The 16,946-nt window shown below is 74.0% G+C and carries 14 protein-coding genes and 2 pseudogenes; 5 read left to right on the top strand and 11 right to left on the bottom strand.

Annotated elements, in window-relative coordinates; genetic code table 11:
• Positions 1-13 precede the first annotated feature (13 nt).
• Positions 14-483: pseudogene (locus ACIRNI_RS12070) on the bottom strand (ankyrin repeat domain-containing protein).
• A 95-nt stretch (positions 484-578) separates the two neighbouring features.
• Positions 579-1,751: a cellulose binding domain-containing protein gene (locus ACIRNI_RS12075; protein ID WP_403550872.1), complete on the bottom strand. Its 1,173-nt coding sequence runs from the start codon at positions 1,749-1,751 to the stop codon at positions 579-581.
• A 285-nt stretch (positions 1,752-2,036) separates the two neighbouring features.
• Between ACIRNI_RS12075 and ACIRNI_RS12080 the strand changes: the two genes are divergently transcribed.
• Both ACIRNI_RS12080 and ACIRNI_RS12085 read left to right on the top strand, forming a co-directional pair.
• Positions 2,037-2,783 (top strand): hypothetical protein, encoded by a 747-nt coding sequence (locus ACIRNI_RS12080; protein WP_403550665.1) that lies wholly within the window; start codon positions 2,037-2,039, stop codon positions 2,781-2,783.
• A 95-nt stretch (positions 2,784-2,878) separates the two neighbouring features.
• On the top strand, positions 2,879-3,454 hold the full coding sequence (locus tag ACIRNI_RS12085) for a hypothetical protein (protein ID WP_403550667.1): 576 nt from the start codon (positions 2,879-2,881) through the stop codon (positions 3,452-3,454).
• Here the strand turns inward: ACIRNI_RS12085 and ACIRNI_RS12090 are convergent.
• Complete coding sequence (locus ACIRNI_RS12090) at positions 3,414-4,478, bottom strand: LacI family DNA-binding transcriptional regulator (protein WP_403550669.1); 1,065 nt, start codon at positions 4,476-4,478, stop codon at positions 3,414-3,416. The two genes, ACIRNI_RS12085 and ACIRNI_RS12090, sit on opposite strands and share 41 nt — an antisense overlap.
• 190 nt (positions 4,479-4,668) lie before the next feature.
• Between ACIRNI_RS12090 and ACIRNI_RS12095 the strand changes: the two genes are divergently transcribed.
• Positions 4,669-6,078 carry an NCS2 family permease gene (locus tag ACIRNI_RS12095; RefSeq protein WP_403550671.1) on the top strand — a complete coding sequence of 470 codons (1,410 nt, stop codon included), beginning with the start codon at positions 4,669-4,671 and terminating at the stop codon, positions 6,076-6,078.
• A 45-nt stretch (positions 6,079-6,123) separates the two neighbouring features.
• Here ACIRNI_RS12095 and ACIRNI_RS12100 read toward each other — a convergent pair whose 3' ends face one another.
• The 7 genes from ACIRNI_RS12100 to ACIRNI_RS12130 form a co-directional block, all read right to left on the bottom strand.
• Positions 6,124-6,777 (bottom strand): hypothetical protein, encoded by a 654-nt coding sequence (locus tag ACIRNI_RS12100; RefSeq protein ID WP_403550673.1) that lies wholly within the window; start codon positions 6,775-6,777, stop codon positions 6,124-6,126.
• Positions 6,774-7,220, bottom strand: a complete 447-nt coding sequence (locus ACIRNI_RS12105) for a hypothetical protein (RefSeq protein ID WP_403550874.1) — start codon at positions 7,218-7,220, stop codon at positions 6,774-6,776. Before ACIRNI_RS12105 ends, ACIRNI_RS12100 begins: the two co-directional genes overlap by 4 nt.
• A gap of 120 nt (positions 7,221-7,340) precedes the next feature.
• Entirely contained in the window at positions 7,341-8,789 is a 1,449-nt protein-coding gene (locus tag ACIRNI_RS12110; protein ID WP_403550675.1) for a peptidoglycan D,D-transpeptidase FtsI family protein, read from the bottom strand.
• 93 nt (positions 8,790-8,882) lie between these two features.
• The gene (locus ACIRNI_RS12115; protein WP_403550875.1) at positions 8,883-9,542 is read right to left on the bottom strand and encodes a response regulator; all 660 of its coding nucleotides are present in this window, start codon (positions 9,540-9,542) and stop codon (positions 8,883-8,885) included.
• A 47-nt stretch (positions 9,543-9,589) separates the two neighbouring features.
• Positions 9,590-10,867, bottom strand: coding sequence for a sensor histidine kinase (locus ACIRNI_RS12120; protein WP_403550676.1), 1,278 nt, complete (start codon positions 10,865-10,867; stop codon positions 9,590-9,592).
• Complete coding sequence (locus ACIRNI_RS12125; protein WP_403550678.1) at positions 10,864-11,802, bottom strand: hypothetical protein; 939 nt, start codon at positions 11,800-11,802, stop codon at positions 10,864-10,866. Before ACIRNI_RS12125 ends, ACIRNI_RS12120 begins: the two co-directional genes overlap by 4 nt.
• A 140-nt stretch (positions 11,803-11,942) precedes the next feature.
• Entirely contained in the window at positions 11,943-12,713 is a 771-nt protein-coding gene (locus ACIRNI_RS12130; protein ID WP_355360306.1) for an IclR family transcriptional regulator, read from the bottom strand.
• Positions 12,714-12,823: 110 nt separating this feature from the next.
• Here ACIRNI_RS12130 and ACIRNI_RS12135 point away from each other — a divergent pair, with 110 nt between their 5' ends.
• Positions 12,824-14,353: an aldehyde dehydrogenase (NADP(+)) gene (locus ACIRNI_RS12135; RefSeq protein WP_403550681.1), complete on the top strand. Its 1,530-nt coding sequence runs from the start codon at positions 12,824-12,826 to the stop codon at positions 14,351-14,353.
• Here ACIRNI_RS12135 and ACIRNI_RS12140 read toward each other — a convergent pair.
• On the bottom strand, positions 14,257-15,831 hold the full coding sequence (locus tag ACIRNI_RS12140) for an MFS transporter (RefSeq protein WP_403550682.1): 1,575 nt from the start codon (positions 15,829-15,831) through the stop codon (positions 14,257-14,259). The two genes, ACIRNI_RS12135 and ACIRNI_RS12140, sit on opposite strands and share 97 nt — an antisense overlap.
• A 71-nt stretch (positions 15,832-15,902) precedes the next feature.
• Here ACIRNI_RS12140 and ACIRNI_RS12145 point away from each other — a divergent pair.
• Positions 15,903-16,901 (top strand): annotated as a pseudogene (locus ACIRNI_RS12145) (GlxA family transcriptional regulator); the annotation flags it as partial.
• Positions 16,902-16,946 lie beyond the last annotated feature (45 nt).

Here is a 16,946-nt window from a genome sequence, read left to right on the forward strand (position 1 = left end):
ACTCACCGAACACCTACCGAACCGGCGCGGTGAGCGGCCGGCCGTGCCCACGGGGGGACGGCCGGCCGTCGTCGTGCGCGCCCGCGGCGCGGAGCGCGGCGGCCGTCTCCGCATGCCCGCCTCGGAGGGCCCATCCGAGCGGCGAGAGACCGGTGCCGCCGTCCTCGCGGAGGTCCGGATCGGCGCCGTGGGCGAGGGGCCCGCACCGTTTCGATGTGCCCCCAGCACGCGGCCGCGCACAGGGCAGTGCCCTCGGTGACGTACCCGCTCTCGACGTCGGGCGGGGCGCCGGCCGACAGCAGGACGCGGACGGTCCTGGCGGCGCCGTGGACGGCCGCCGCGTACAGGGAATGTGGTGCCGTCGGGGTCGGGCATCGCCGGATCGGCTCCCGCGCGCAGGAGCGCCTTCACGCGGCTCGTGCGGCCGATCGACGCGGCGTCCACCAACTCCCGGGCCGCACACCTGCGGTGTTCTCTCTTCACGACGGCGCAGCCTACGGGCACGCCGAAGGAGGAGGCCGTGGCGTTCACGGCCTCCTCCTCCCTTTTTCTTTTCTCCTTCTGCTCCTCTTCGAGGGTTACGCCACCGAGCACGCCGTTCCGTTGAGGCTGAACTGCGCGGGCGCGGTGAACGTGCCCGTGTACGTGCCCTGGAAGCCGAAGGACTGGCTGCCGGACGGGGGGATCTGGGCGTTGGAGGAGAGGTTCGTCGCGGTCACCGCGCCCGAGGAGGGGGAGATGGCCGCGTTCCAGGCGTTGGTGACGCGCTGGCCGGACGGCAGCGTGAAGGCCACCTTCCAGCCGCTGACGGGCGCCGAGCCCGTGTTGGCGACCGTCACGTTGGTGGTGAAGCCGCCGGGCCAGACGTTCGGGGTGTACGTGACCCGGCAGGCGCCGGCCGGGGTTCCCGGGTCGCCGGGGCCACCGGGGTCGCCGCCGCTGCCGGCGTTGACGCTGGAGGAGAAGGAGTTCACGCGCAGCCCGGCGCCGTTCTGCCACGGCTCGAAGCCCGCCTGGACGCTGGTGACGTACCACGACGGCTGGGCGAGGCCGCGGGCGACGGCCTGGTCGACGAAGTCCATCACGTCGAAGCCCCAACTGCCGATCGCGGAGGGGGCGACGAAGGAGATGACGTCGTTCGCGCCGTTGTTGCCGGTCCACACCTCCCAGCCGCGCCCGGCGACCGTGGCCGTACCGACCCTGGACCCCACCGGATTGATGGGCCCGACCCGGTTGAACCAGATCATGATTTCGGTGCGGTTCACCCCGTCGGTGCGAGGCGTCGGGTCGAGCCAGATGTCGTACGAGGCGTTGTAGACGGCGCCCGAGACGTAGCCGTACGAGATGCTCGTCGGTGCCGAGCCGATGGCGCTCACCTGCATGGGCAGGTTGGTACCGGGTGAACAGTTCGTGTAGTGGCAGCCGTTGAAGACGGACGGGTAGGACTTGGGCGCGCCGTTCGTCGGGACGGAGCCGTCGGCGCGGGTGAGCTCGAAGCCGGTGGTCGTCGCGTTGACGCACTGCGCCTCGCTGGTGCCCCAGCGGTTGTTCTGGACGACGTAACGGCCCTGGATGACCGTGGAGCCGAACTGCTCGCAGATGAGGGTGTCGGCCTGCGCGGGCGTGGCGGCCGCCGTGACGACGGCGGTCAGCGAGACCAGCGAGGCGAGCGTGACGAGCGTGACGAATGCGGCGGTGGCTGCCGTGCCCAGAGAGCGGGCGCGGCGGCGCAGGGAGTTCATGCGGGGCATGCGCGGCATGCGGGTCCCTTCGGTGGGGCGGGGGTACCGATGGATGCCGAATTGATGGGAGCGCTCCCAATTTTGTGCTGCCACTGGACTGTAGAAGGCCCCTGTGACTCCGGCAAGACGGTGCGACGCATGCATTGACGTGAGCCGCTCAAGTCTCCACAGTGGAGGCCGAGGGCGGGAGCGCTCCCAAAAACCTGCCGCCCTCACCCCTGGGCGGCGCGACGGCCGGGAACCGCCGAACCCTTCCGCCGCGCCGCCCTCCCACCCGCCCAGGAGGCACCCCCCATGCGCCCAGCCGTCGTCCGCGGAACCGCACTCCGCGGATCCGCCGTCCACTTAGCCCTGGTGGCGTCCGCCGCGCTCGCCCTCGTCGTCGCGGCGATCGCCGTGCAGCTCGGCGTCTCCCGCCCGGCCACCGCCGCGGCCGGACAGACCACCGTCGTCAGCGGCGGCCCCGACACCTTCACGCAGGCGCTCCCGACCGGGGGAGCCTCGCAGTACACGACCCCGCTGGAGCGCTGCCACACCAGCCCCAGCTATCCGCTCTCCGGCCGCAACCCGATCCTGGACGAGCCGCTCACCCGGTCCTTCACGGCCAACGTGCCGCTCTCCGTGAGCGTCCGCGCCGACAGCACCACCGGCTACGGGGTGCGCGAGCTGGTCTTCACCAACCGCTCCAGCAAGCCGATCCACCTGGACTGCGGCGTCCTGGTCTTCCTCGCCCCGTCCGGCTCGGACCAGCACCACTACGCGGCCTCGCAGGCCTTCGGCCACCCGCAACAGGACTTCGTCGAGGTCAAGCGCGGCGACGGGACCTCGTTCTACATCGCCCGCCTCGGCTTCCACGACGTGTCGCTGCCCCAGCGCGGCATCGACCCCGGCCACACCTGGACGTACAAGCTCGGCGGGCCCAACCAGGGCGCCGTCGCCCTGGAGACGACGCGCGACTCGATCCGCTTCACCGCGGACCTCGGCGTCTCCTCCAACACCGAGCTGGTGAAGAAGTACGGCACCACCCGCTACGCCAACTGACCTCCGGTTCCGAGGACCTCCACCCACCAGGCCGCGTGACCGGGGCGCCGACCCCCGGTCACGCGGCTGCCCGCTCAGCGGAAGGCGCGCGCTCCATGCACCGACCCGACCGCCCCCGCCGCCCATGGCGCCGGCGCCTGGCCCCGGTGGCCGTCGCCGCCGCCCTCCTCGCCGCCGTGTGGGTCAGCCGCGCGCAGGACGCCGCGACGACGGGGCCGGCGGGCGGGCCGGCGACCGGGAGCGCGGCCGGCCGGGGGGCCGATGAGCAGGCCGCCCGGGCCGCGGCGCAGAGGCACCTCGGCCTGCTCTCCGGCGGCGACTGGTCCGGCGCCTGGGCCGACTTCGGCCGGGAGGCCCGGCAGCGCGTACCGCGCGACACCTACGTCCGCGTGCACCGGGCCTGCCACCCGCTGCTCGCCGTCCCCCTCCAGGTGGAGCGCGCCGTCGCCGCCGACGCCCGCACCGTCGACGCCCACTGGCGGGGCGGCGGCACGTCGGGCACCCTGCGCATGCGGCACGAGGACGGCCGCTGGCGCGTCGCGATGACGCCCGACCAGCTCGCCCCGTACGCCCGGGGCGCCGACAGCGCGATCGCCGCCCTGCGCCGGAACGGCCAGTGCGGGGACGGGGTCAGGCCGACGCCCGCCGCACCAGCTCCGTCCGCAGGATGACGTGCCGCCAGGCGGTCCCGCCCCCGCCCCCGGCCCCGGCACCCGCCGCGGCGCCGCGCTCGTCGATGCTCTCCATCAGGACCCGGGCCATGGCCCGGCCCATCTCCTCCACCGGCTGGCGCACTGTTGTCAGCCGCGGATCGGTGTGCTGCGCGATCGGCGAGTCGTCGAACCCGACCACGGCCACGTCCTCCGGAACCCGCCGACCCGCCGCCCGCAGCACCTGGAGGGCACCGGCCGCCATCACGTCCGACGCCGCGAAGACGGCGTCGAGCCCGGGGTGGCGCTCCAGCAGCTCCTGCGTCGCCCGGCGCCCGCTCTCCTCGGTGAAGTCACCCCGCGCCGTCCACGCCGGGTCCGGCTCGCGGCCGAACGCCTCCCGCATCTCCTCCTGATAACCGCGCAGCCGGCACCGCGCCCCGTACATGTCCAGCGGTCCCGAGATCGTGGCGATGGCACGCCGCCCCGAGCCCGCCAGGTACCGCACGGCCGCCCGCGCGCCGCCGACGTTGTCGGAGTCGACGTACGACACCGACTCGTCGCTGCGGCGCCGCCCGCTGAGCACCGTCGGAACCTCCAGCTCCGCCAGCATGTCCGGCAGCGGCTCGTCGTCGTGCACCGACACCAGGAGCACCCCGTCGACCCGCCCGGCGCGGGCGTACTGGACGAAGCGCTGCCGCTCCTTGTCGCCGCGCACCAGCGTCAGCAGCAACTGCATCTCGGTGTCCGCCAGCCCGGCCGTGACGCCGTGGACGATGTCCGAGAAGAACGGCTCGGTGAAGAACCGCCGCGCGCTCTCCGCGATGACCAGCGCCACCGCGTCGCTGCGGCTCCCCGCCAGGGCGCGGGCGGCCCGGTTCGGTACGTAACCGAGCCGGTCGATCGCCTGCTTCACCAGCACCCGGGTGGCCTCCTTGACCCCCGGCGCGTTGTTGATGACCCGCGACACCGTGCCCCGCCCCACACCGGCGAGCGCGGCCACCTCCTCCAGCGTGGGCGGGGCTGAGCGTCCGTTCGCCGCCATCGCATGACCTCCAGGGCTCGGGCGGAGTCGATCAGGGGTTCATCGAAGCACCGGACACGCCCGCGCCGCACCGGTTGATCTCATGTGTTACACGCCGTAAACCTGGACCGGGCCCCGCGCGGCGACAATCGGGCCACCCCCGCGCGTCCCCCCCCCGCCCCGTCCGCTCCGACCTCCCGCGAGGAGTCCCATGCCGGCAGCACAGGCCGTCGACCGCTACTTCCGTATCAGCGAGCGCGGATCGAGCGTGGCGCGCGAGGTCCGCGGCGGGTTCGCCACGTTCTTCACGATGGCCTACATCCTCGTCCTCAACCCGCTGATCCTGGGCAGTACCGAGGACAAGTTCGGCACCCAGCTGTCCACCGGGCAGCTCGTGACCGCGACCGCGCTGGTGGCCGCCGTGATGACGGCGGCCATGGGGCTCGGCGGCAACCTGCCGCTCGCGCTCGCCGCCGGGCTCGGGCTCAACGCCGTCGTCGCCTATCAGCTCGCGCCGCTGATGAGCTGGGACGACGCGATGGGGCTGGTGGTCCTGGAAGGCATCCTCATCTGCCTGCTCGTCGTCACCGGGCTGCGCGAGGCGGTGATGCACGCCATCCCCAAGCCGCTCAAGCAGGCCATCAGCGTCGGCATCGGCATGTTCATCGCGTTCATCGGCTTCATCGACGCCGGCTTCGCCACCCGCATCCCCGGTGAGACGGGGTCCGTGCCCGTCCAGCTCGGCGCCACGGGGCAGCTCTCGGGGTGGCCGGTCCTGGTCTTCTGCCTGGGTGTGCTGCTCACCATCGCGCTGATGGCGCGCGGGGTGCGCGGCGCGATCCTCATCTCCATCGTCACCATGACGGCGGTCGCGATCGCCATCAACGAGCTCGCCGAGATGAGGCCGCTCGCCTGGGGGCTGACCGTCCCGTCGTTCCCGGACGACATCGTCGCCCTCCCCGACTTCGGACTCGTCGGCTCCTTCAGCCTCTTCGGCGCGTTCGAGCAGGTCGGGGCGGTGACGCTGGTGCTGCTCGTCTTCACGCTGCTGCTGAGCGACTTCTTCGACACCATGGGCACCGTCGTCGGCGTCTCCAGCGAGGCCGGGCTCCTCGACGAGCGGGGCAGGGTGCCGAACCTCGGCCGTGTGCTGCTCATCGACGGCGCGGCGGCGGTCGCGGGCGGCGCGGCGTCCGCCTCCTCCGGCACCTCCTACATCGAGTCGGCCGCCGGTGTCGGCGAGGGCGCCCGTACGGGCTTCGCCTCGCTCGTCACCGGCGCCCTGTTCGGGCTCGCGCTCTTCCTCACGCCCCTCGCCACGGTCGTCCCGGCCCAGGCCGCCGCGCCCGCCCTGGTGGCCGTCGGCTTCCTGCTGATGGCGCAGGTGCGGCACATCGACTGGCAGTCGTACGAGATCGCGATCCCGGCGTTCCTGACGATCGCCGTCATGCCGTTCACCTACTCCATCACCAACGGCATCGGCGCGGGCTTCCTCGCCTACGTCACCCTCAAGGCGGCCCTGGGCAAGGCCCGTGAGGTGCACCCGCTGCTGTGGGGTGCGGCGGCGCTGTTCGCGGTGTACTTCGCGATCGACCCGATCGAGCAGCTGTTCGGCGCGTAGGGGCGGGAGTCCGGGGTCGTACCCCGCGCCCCGCCCCGCCCCGCCTCAGCCGCCCGTGGCCGGCGCGGCGACCCGCTCGGAGACCGAGAACTCCGTGTCGCACTCCGGGCAGGTCGCCCGCCCGAAGAGGTACGTGACGCCTCGCGCGACCCCGGTCTGCCCGGCCTCGCTCGCCATCCGGTGCAGCCGCTGCGCGATGCCCGTCAGCTCGGACGGGTCGGCGGGGTGCGTCTCGGCCTCGTCGTCCTCGGCGTGGTCGCCGAAGATGACGAAGGGCATCGCCCCGCACCCGGGGTCGGGGCACTCGACCTCGAACTCCTCGGTGAACAGTCCCTCCAGCGAGTCCGACCAGACGGGTTCGCCCTCGAACGCCAGCAGGCACTGCGTGAGGTAGACGAAGGTGCTCGCGTCGTCCGCCGGGCAGGCGGCCAGGCACGCGCGGGCCACCGGCAGCAGCTCGGCGATCTCGGTGGCGTACCGGGCCCGGCGCTCCTCGTCGGCGGCGGAGGCGATCAGGCCCGCCATCAGCACCGCCTGCTCGCGGTCGCCGGGGGCGCGGCCCGTCGCGATGGCCGCGAGGAACGGCAGGGCCGCGAAGCTGTCGTCGTAGACGCAGCCCTGGTGGCAGAGGTCGTTCCAGAGCTCGTCCCAGACCTTGGCGTCGTCATCCCCGCCGAGCAGGGCGAACCGGTGTGTCATGCCGCCGCATTCTGCCGTGCCCGGCCCTCGTACCGGAGGGCGGCCCCCGTCACCACCGCGCCCAGGCCCTCCCACAGGCCCACGGCGAGGAATCCGGCCGGGGCGCGGCCCGTGAGGACCGCCACGGTGAAGACCGCGCACGTCAGGAGCCGGAACGGCACGGTCCACCGGAAGAAGGGCTTCCAGTCGGCGAGCGCCGCCAGGACGTAGTAGACGCCCATATTGACCGCCGCCATCGAGGAGGCGGTCAGGAACGTCAGGGTGTGGTCGCCCTCCGCGCGCCGGGCGTCCGGTATGGCCTCGAAGCCCATGACCGTGAGCAGCGCGTCCGGAGCGGCCAGCCCGAGGGCGCCGAGTGCCGTGGCGCAGAGGCCGAAGACCGCGATGGTCCAGCCGGAGAGGGAGCGCGGGACGGGGGAGGGGAAGGGACGGGGGTGGGGCAGCGCGCGCACGAGGGCCTCCAGAGGCAGGGGGTGCAGGGGAGTGCAGGGGTGGTGTCCCCTGCATACCGTGCGCCGGGCAGCCGTCCGCGCCCGGGGCCGTCAACTCCCGCCCTCCGTCCGCTACGTCAGCGCCGCCTCCATCATCGCCCGCGCCACCGGCGCCGCCAGGCCGTTGCCGCTGACCTCCGCGCGCTGTGCGTGCGAGTCCTCGATCAGGACCGCGACCGCGACCTCCTTGCCCGTCGCCGGGTCCTTGGCGTACGACGTGAACCAGGCGTACGGCTTCTCGCTGTTGTCCACGCCCCGCTGGGCCGTGCCCGTCTTGCCACCGACCTCCGCGCCGTCGATCCGGGCGTTGCCGCCCGTGCCGTCCTCGACGACCGTGACCATCGCGCTGCGCAACTGCTCGGCGGTGGCGGACGACACGATCCGGCGCGCGTCCGTGTCGTCGTACGACACGAGCGTGTCGCCGTCCGCGTCCACGACGCGGGAGACCATGTGCGGCGACTCCAGCACGCCGTCGTGGGCAAGGGCCGCCGACACCATCGCCATCTGCAGCGGCGTGGCCGTCACGTCGAACTGGCCGATGCCCGTCAGCGCCGTCTGCGACGGGTTCAGCCCGGTCGGGTAGACGCTCGGGTACGCCCGCACCGGTATGTCCAGCTTCTTGTCGTTGAAGCCGAACTTCTCCGCCATGGCCCGCACCTTGTCCTGCCCCAGGTCGACGGCCAGTTTGCCGAAGACGTTGTTGCAGGAGTACTGGAGCGCGGTGCGCAGGGAGGCGTTCTCGCAGGGCGCCGACCGGTTCTCGTTCTCCAGTGGCCTGACCGTGCCCGGCATCGTGTACGGGTCGGGGCTCCGCGTCAGCTCGTCGACCGAGCCGTACAGCCCGTCCTCCAGCGCCGCCGCCGCGACGACCAGCTTGAACGTCGAGCCCGGCGCCACCGGCTGCCGCATCGCCCGGTTCACCAGCGGCTTGTCCGCGTCGGTGGTCAGCTTCCGCCAGGCGTCGCCGTCCGCCGACCCGGCGATCGTCGACGGGTCGTACGACGGGGTGCTGACCATGCCCAGGACCCGCCCGGTCTTCGGGTCGAGGGCGACGGCCGCGCCCTTGATGTCGCCGAGGGCCTCGTACCCGGCCTTCTGCACCGCCGGGTCGATCGTCGTCAGCACGTCGCCCGGCTCGGTGGACGTACCGGTGAGCGCGTCGAGCGGGTTCTTCAGCCGCGGGTCGGTGCCGTCGAGGACGTCACGGTAGACGCCCTCCAGCTGGGTGGCGCCGTACACCTGCGAGCTGTACCCCGTGACCGCCGCGTACAGCTCCCCCTCGGTGTAGACGCGCTGGTAGCGCAGGTCGCCACCGTCCGTCCGCTTCGACCCGGTGACCGGCGAACCGGCCACGACGATGTCCCCGAGCGGCCGGGCGTACTGCTCCATGACGTTCCGCCGGTTGTGCGCGTTGTCCGCGAGCGCCTTCGCCTCGTACGCCTGTACCCACGTCGCCCTCAGCAGCAGCGAGAGCACCAGCAGCAGGGAGAAGACCGCGGCTCTTCTGATCGTCTTGTTCATTCCGTCGAAGAGGACGAACGGGACGCCGGGAGGCGTTCCGGGACGGCGCGTTTCTCAGGGAATCCTCATCTCTCAGTCAATCCCCACCCGGAATCACCACTGCTCGGCCGGCACGATGAAGCCCGACTCGTACGCCGCGATCACCGCCTGCGTACGGTCCCGGGTCCCCGTCTTCGCCAGCACCGCCGCCACGTGCGACTTCACCGTCGCCGGGCCGACGTCCAGCCGGGCCGCGATCTCCGCGTTCGTCAGGCCCCTCGCCATCAGCCGCAGCACGTCCGCCTCCCGGTCGGTCAGCCGCGCCGCCCACGGCGGGGCGGCCGCGCGCCCCCTCGGGCCGTACGCCGCCGCGAGGCCCCGCAGCGCCGACGGGAACAGCAGCGAGTCGCCGCGCGCCACCAGCCGCACCGCGCCGACCAGTTCCTCGACCGCCACCCGCTTCAGCAGGAACCCGGCGGCCCCGGCGCGCAGCGCGTCGTACACGTACGCGTCGTTCTCGAAGGTCGTCACGACCACGATCCGCGGCGCGGCCCCGCCCATCGAGGCGACCAGCCGCTCGGTGGCGCGGATGCCGTCGATCCCGGGCATGCGCACGTCCATCAGCACCACGTCGGGGCGCAGCTCGCGCACCACGGTCACCGCCTCGGCGCCGTCCGACGCCTCGCCGACCACCTCGACGTCCGGTTCGGCGTCCAGGACGACGCGCAGGGCGGTGCGCACCATTCGCTCGTCGTCCGCAAGGACGACACGGATGACGGGCGGGGTCGCGGGCGGGGGCACGGGTGGGTTCACGGGCTGGATCACCGGGCGCCCCCAGCCAGCGGCAGCCGTGCCGTCAGCCGCCACACGCCGTCCACCGGCCCGGCGGCCGACGTGCCGCCCAGCAGCCGGGCCCGTTCGGCGATGCCTCGCAGGCCGTGGCCGCCGCCGGGACGGGCGACGGCGGGTGTGGCAGGCAGCGGATTCTCCATGACGATCTCCAACTCCTCCTGCCCGTACTCCTTGAGGGCGATACGCACCGACACCGCCGCCCCGGCGGCATGCCGGGCGGCGTTCGTCAGTCCCTCCTGCACGATCCGGTACGCCTCGCGCGACACCGGCCCCGGTACGCCGGCGACGTCGGCGCCGCCCTCCACACCGAGCGCCACCTCCAGGCCGGTCGCCGACACCAGCCCCTCCAGCGCCTCCAGGCCCGGCCCGGACACCCCGGGCGCATCCGCCGCGTCGTCCTCACCCTGCCGCAACACCCCCAGTACGGAGTCGAGTTCGCCGACCGTACGCCGCGTGGTCTCCTCGATCGCGGCCAGCGCCTCCCGTACGAAGGCGGGGTCGGTGTCCAGGACCCGGCGCGCCGCCCCGGCCTGGAGCGTGACCGCGCTCAGCGCGTGGCCCACCGAGTCGTGCAGCTCGCGCGCGAGCCGGTTGCGTACGGCCAGCTCGGCGGCGCGCCGCTCCGCCGCGGCGAGCCGGTCCGCGGGCGTCGGCCCCAGCAGCCGCGGCGCCTGCCCGGCCAGCAGCGCCCCGGCCCCGGCGGCCGCGGCCACGAGGGCGGCGAGCGACAGCAGCCCGGCGGGCGGACCGCCCCACACCAGCCACGCCTGGTCCAGCGACCAGGAGGAGGCGGCCTCCGACGCGCGCAGCGACGCCGAGAACGGCAGCACCATCAGCGTGACCGCGAACGGCGGCAGCGCCAGCGACGCCCCGCTGACCAGCCCGCCCACGCCCACGTGGAGCGTGAACCAGCCTGCCGTGCGCCTGCGCGCCGCCCACGACCTCGCCGGGCCGTCCGCGTACAGCTCCGGCGCCACCCCGCACAGGCTCCGCGCCGCCGCCACCGACAGCGGCCGGGCGAGCGGGAAGAGCGCCGTGACCGCGGCGAGCGGCAGGGCGACCGCGTACGCCGCGAACTGCGCGGCCACGGAGGTGCCGAACAGGCCACCGGACGGGTTCGTGAACGGTGCGACGACCAGCGTGCCCACGAGCCAGTACGGCATCAACAGGGCGCCGCCCAGGACGAGATGGAGCCAGCGCAGTCGCGCCCGGCGGTCGGGCCACAGCGCGCCCCGGAGCACGGTCACGCGGCACGCCGCCGAAGGCAGGCGGCCAGGCAGCAGGCGAGCAGTGTCCCCGTGATCATCTCGCCAGCGTAGGCCAGCGCCATGAGCGCCGTGGGCGCGTCCGCCGGATCGTCCTGCGGCATCAGCAGGGTGAGCAGCAGGAACCCGCCCCAGCACGCCACCGCGCCCGACCCGACCCACGCCGCGACGAGCGGCACCTTGGGCGCGCGTGACCGGCTCCGGCCCGCGCCGTACACCAGCGCCGGCACGCCCACCACGGCGACGGCGGCGAACAGCGCCCGCACGCCCTCCAGGGCGTGGTAGTCGGACGAGCGCTGGGCGATCAGGCCCGCGGGCAGGCCGGTGGTCGAGCCGAGCGCCCACATCAGGTGCACCGCGCACACCGCCGCCAGCGGCACCGAGGCGCCCACGGCGACGAGCCGCACCCACGACGCGGCCGGCCCGGTCGCCGGGGCCCGCCACACGCGCCCCCAGCGGTCCCGCGCGTAGAGGAGGAACAGCGCCCCCAGGGCGAGGCCCTGCACGATGAAGCCGCCGTACACCACCCCGAAGACCCACGCGTCGAGGAACGCCTCCTTCGGCGCCGGCGCGGAGTCTCCCCGGCTGAGCAGCTGGACCGGGAAGCCGACCATGATCGGCGCCAGCAGGCCGGTCGCCGCCCACATCGGGAGGGCGAGCAGCCAGGCCCGTACGCGCAGGCCCCAGGGCTGGGTCAGCAGCAGCGCCAGCACGATGACGCACGAGTCCATCAGGACGGTGACGCCGTTGACGGCGGCCATCAGGGCCCGGTCCTCCAGCAGCATGCTGCCGTCCGGGATGCCGACGCGACTCCCGGCGATCCAAGCGGCCTTGAGGGCGAGGTAGGGCACGCAGGAGACGACGGCGAGGGCGCGCAGCACTCGACGAGCGGGACTGAGGGGCGGTGGCGTTGTCATGCCCCCACCCTCCCGGCCGCACCGCCCCCCACGCCTCCTGCCTGCCGACGAACCGCCTCCGCCGGACGGGGGAGAGGCCCCGGTCCGCGGGAGGAGGCCCTGGGGGGAGTCGCCGGGAGGAGTCCTCGGGAGGAGGCCGGTCACAGCCTCCGGGTCGCCAGCGTCAGCCGGTCGCGCGCGTCGAACAGCGCGTCCTTGATCAGCTGCTCGTGCGCCGGGGTCAGCCGGGCCACCGGCACCGAGCAGCTGATCGCGTCGCGCGCCGGGGTGCGGTACGGGATGGCGACGCCGAAGCAGCGCAGGCCCAGCGTGTTCTCCTCGCGGTCCACGGCGTACCCCTGCTCGCGGATGACGCGGAGCTCCTCGATGAGCTTCTCGCGGTCCGTGAGGGTGTGCTCGGTGAGCGCGGGCAGCGTCTCGGGGAGCATCTTGCGCACCTGCTCGTCGCTGTGGGTGGCGAGCAGCGCCTTGCCGAGCGAGGTGGAGTGGGCCGGCAGCCGGCGCCCGACGCGGGTGAACGGCCGCAGGTAGTGCTGGGACTGGCGGGTGGCGAGGTAGACGACGTTGGTGCCGTCGAGCCGGGCCAGGTGGATGGTCTCCGTGGTGTCGTCGGAGAGCCGGTCGAGGGTCGGGCGGGCGGCGGCCACCACCTCGTCGCCGTCGATGTACGACGTACCGACCAGCAGCGCGCGGACGCCGATGCCGTACCGCGTGCCCGTCGCGTCGGTCTCCACCCAGCCGAGCTCCACCAGCGTGCGCAGCAGCATGTACAGGCTGGACTTGGGGTAGCCGACGGCCTCCTGCACGGCGGCGAGGGAGTGCATGCCGGGGCTGCCCGCGAAGTACTCGAGCAGTTCCACCGTGCGTACGGCGGACTTGACCTGCGCTCCGCCGGATTCGGTAGCTGACATTGGACCTCGCCCCTCTTGTGGCACGCCGCGCCCGTTAATAGAGTCCCATTCATCATCAGGAACGCCGTTCAGAATACCGAACAACCACGCAGGGCTGAAAGGACGTCGCGGTGTCAGCAGCACAAGTCTGGAGCGTCGACCCCCGGACCGGGAAGCGACGGGAGCAGGTTGCGGTGGAGGCCACAGCCGCCGACGTCGACAGCGCCGTACGCGCCGCCCACGCCGCCCGGGGCGCGCTCGCCGACCGCACGGTGCGCGCCGCCTTCCTGCGGACCGCCGCCGACCGCCTCGACGCCGCCAAGGACCGGCTCATCGCGGCCGCCGACGCCGAGACCGCGCTCGGCGCCACCCGCCTCACCGGGGAACTCGCCCGCACGTGCTACCAGTTGCGCGCGTTCGCCGACCTCGTCGACGAGGGCGCCTTCCTCGACGTGATCATCGACCACCCGGACGACACGGCCACCCCGCCCGTCCCGGACCTGCGCCGCTACAAGGTGCCGCTGGGCGTCGTCGCCGTCTACTCCGCCTCCAACTTCCCCTTCGCCTTCTCCGTGCCCGGCGGCGACACCGCCAGCGCGCTCGCCGCCGGCTGCCCCGTCGTCGTCAAGGCCCACCCCGACCACCCGGCCACCTCCGAGGTGGCCGCCGAGGTCCTGCGCGGCGCCGCCGCCGAGCACTCCCTCCCCGAGGCGGTCGTCGGCTTGGTCCACGGCTTCGAGGCGGGCGTCGAGCTGGTCCGCCACCCGCTGATCGCGGCGGCCGGCTTCACCGGTTCGGTACGCGGCGGCCGGGCGCTCTTCGACGCGGCCGCCGCCCGCCCCGTGCCCATCCCCTTCCACGGCGAACTCGGCTCCCTCAACCCCGTCGTGGTCACCGAGGCCGCAGCCGCCGAGCGCGCCGAGCAGATCGGCACCGGGCTCGCCGGGTCCATGACGCTCGGCGTCGGACAGTTCTGCGTCAAGCCCGGCCTGGTACTGGCCCCGGCCGGCCCGGCAGGCGACCACTTCGTCAAGTCGCTCGCCGACGCCGTCTCCGGGGTCGGCGAGGGCGTCCTCCTCGACCACCGGATGCGCGACAACTTCGTCGCGGGTGTCACCGAGCGCGCCGCCCTGCCGGAGGTGGAGGCGCCCATCGCACCGGGCGCCGGCGACGAACACACCGTCCGCGCCGGGTTCCTGACCGTCCCGGCCGCCCGGCTCGCCGCCGAGGGCCCGCACGACCTGCTCCTGGAGGAGTGCTTCGGCCCCGTCACGGTCGTCGCCCGGTACGAGGACGGCGACGAGGTCACGTCGGTCCTGTCGCGGCTCCCCGGCAACCTCACCGCCACCGTGCACCTCTCCTCCGAGGAGACCGAGGGCGCGGGCGACGGATCCGCGATCCTCGCCGAACTCACCCCGCTCGCCGGACGGGTGCTCGTCAACGGCTGGCCCACCGGCGTCGCCGTCGCCCCCGCCCAGCACCACGGCGGCCCGTACCCGGCCACCACCTCCACCTCCACCTCCGTCGGCGGCACCGCGATCGAGCGCTGGCTGCGCCCCGTCACCTACCAGTCGACGCCGGAGGCGCTGCTGCCGCCCGAGCTGCGGGACGACAACCCGCTGGGCCTGCCGCGCCGCGTCGACGGCCGCCGGGAGGGCTGAGGCCGCTCGGCCGGCCGGACACCACCCGCGCGTGGCGCCGGCCGGCCGAGCCGCGTGGCCGCCAGCGCGGTCACCGCGAGCAGCGCCGCGCTCAGCACCAGGCTGACGTGCATGCCGTCCACGAAGACGCCCGCGGAGCCGGAACCGGAGCCGAGGTGGGCCTCCCCGCCCGCGGAGCCGGAACCGCCCGCGACCAGCGAGCCGAACACCGCGATGCTCAGCCCGCCCGCCGTCTGCCGCGCCGCGTTCAGCAGCCCGGCCGCCGTGCCCGCCCGCTCCGCCGGAACCGCCTCCATCATGGCGGCGATCAGCGGCGGCAGCGCGAAACCGCAACCCAGGGCGAAGGGCGCCAGTGACACGGCCAGCAGGGCGAGGGGCGTGGACCCGTCCGCGTACAGCAGGAGCAAGAGCCCGGCGACCGCGACGACTTGGCCGACGACGATCGGCAGGCGCGGGCCCCGGCGGGCGGCGACCCTCGCGGAGAACACGTTCACGAACGCCAACAGGCCCGTCATGGGCAGGAACATCAGCCCCGCCGCCAGCGCGGACAGGTGCAGCACCTGCTGGAAGTACAGGCTGAGGACGAAGACGATGCCGTAGAACGCCACGCTCACGGCCGACCCGGCGGCGACGCACACGGCCACCGTGGTGGACCGGAACATCCCCAGTGGCACCACCGGATGCGGATGGCGCGCCTCGATCAGCAGGAACGCGGTGAACGACACACTCGCGACCCCCAGCGCCCACCAGGCCGCGGCCCCGCCCTCGATCGCCGCGAACGTCAGCGCGCCGAGCGCCAGCGTCGCGGTGAGCTGCCCCGCTACGTCCAGCGGGACCGGGCGCGGCCGTGAGCGGGCCACGCGCCGCAGCAGCACGAGCGCGAGCAGCCCCAGCGGCACGTTGACGAAGAAGATCCAGCGCCAGCTCCACGCGCTGGTCAGCGCCCCTCCCACGACCGGCCCGAGCGCCATCGCGACCGTGCCGCCCGCCGCCCACAGCGACACCGCGCGGCCCCGCCGCCCCGGGTCGGCGTACGCCTCGCGGACCAGCGCCAACGACGCGGGCAGCATCACGGCGGCCGCCATCCCCTGCACCGCCCGGGCGGCGACGAGCGCCGGCAGTCCGGGCGCCAGGCCGCAGGCCGCCGAGGCGAGCGTGAAGACCACGATGCCCCCGGCGTACGCCCGGCTCGCGCCGATCCGGTCGGCGAGCGCGCCGGTGGACAGCAGCAGCGCGGCGAACGCCAGCGTGTACGCGTCCATCACCCACTGAAGACCCGTCATCCCGGTGCCCAGGTCTCCGCCCATGGCGGGCAGGGCGACATTGACCACGGAGGTGTCGAGGGTGATCAGCGCGAACCCGAGCAGCGCGGCGGCCAGCGCGCGTGCGCTGCTCGCGGGCGTGGTTCGCGCGGGCTTGGTTCTCGCGGGAGGGCGTGCGGCGGGAGCGGCAGGTGTGAAGGAGCTTTCCGTGTCCATGACGTACACCTTCGCGATCTTCGCAGCCGTACAGTAGTGGCCCGATTGCCATACGTCCGGAGGATCTGGCCATGCAGCCCGTGCAGCCCGTGCGGGGTCCGCGCCGCGTCGCCGTCATCGCGGCGCCGCCCTCGTCGATGTTCACCCTCGCCCTCCCCGAGATGATCTTCGGAAAGGTCGAGCTCGACGGCGGGCCCGGGTACGAGACGGTGATCTGCGCCCCCGACCCGGGCCCGGTCCCCACCAGCGGCGGGCTCGCCCTCCACGTGCCGCGCGGCCTGGACGCGGTGGAGGACGCCGACACCGTCATCATCGCGGGCGCCGGATCCCGCGAGAGCCCCGATCCGCGCGTGGTGGACGCGCTGCGGCGCGCCGCCGGCGCCGGCAAGCGCATCGCCTCCTTCTGCACGGGCGCGTTCGTCCTCGCGGCCGCCGGTCTCCTCAACGGGCGCGAGGCGACGACGTACTGGCAGTACACGCATGAGCTCGCCGAGCGATTTCCCGCCGTCGACCTCCGCCGGGACGTCCTCTTCGTCGACGAGGACGGCATCGCGACGTCGTCCGGGTACGCCGCCGGCATCGACCTGTGCCTGCACCTGATCCGCACCGACTACGGCGCCGCCGTCGCCAACGAGGTCGCCCGGCTCGCGCTCGTCGCGCCCGTACGCCCGGGCGGGCAGACGCAGTTCACCCAGACCCCGCTGCCGCCCGAACGCGGCGCCGCCTGCGCCGACACCCGCGGCTGGGCCATGCGCCACCTGGACCGGCCGCTCACCCTCACCGACCTGGCCCGGCACGCGGGCGTCAGCGTCCGCACCCTCACCCGGCGCTTCCACGCCGAGAGCGGGGTCAGCCCGCTGCAGTGGCTGCTGCACCAGCGCATCGAGCGTGCCAAGGAGCTGCTGGAGACCACCGAACTCCCCATGGACCAGGTCGCCCACGCCTGCGGCCTCGGCACCGCCGACTCCCTGCGCAAGCACCTGGTCCGCCGCACCGGCCTCACCCCGAGCGCCTACCGCGCCACCTTCAGCCACCTCGCGACCGGGGGCCGCGCGCCCGCGTCCCCGGCGGCCCGATCGAGACCACCCTCCGGTACGCGAACCCCGGCGACCTCG

Origin of the sequence: Streptomyces sp. NPDC093546, from assembly GCF_044765045.1 — a bacterium.
GTDB lineage: Bacteria > Actinomycetota > Actinomycetes > Streptomycetales > Streptomycetaceae > Streptomyces.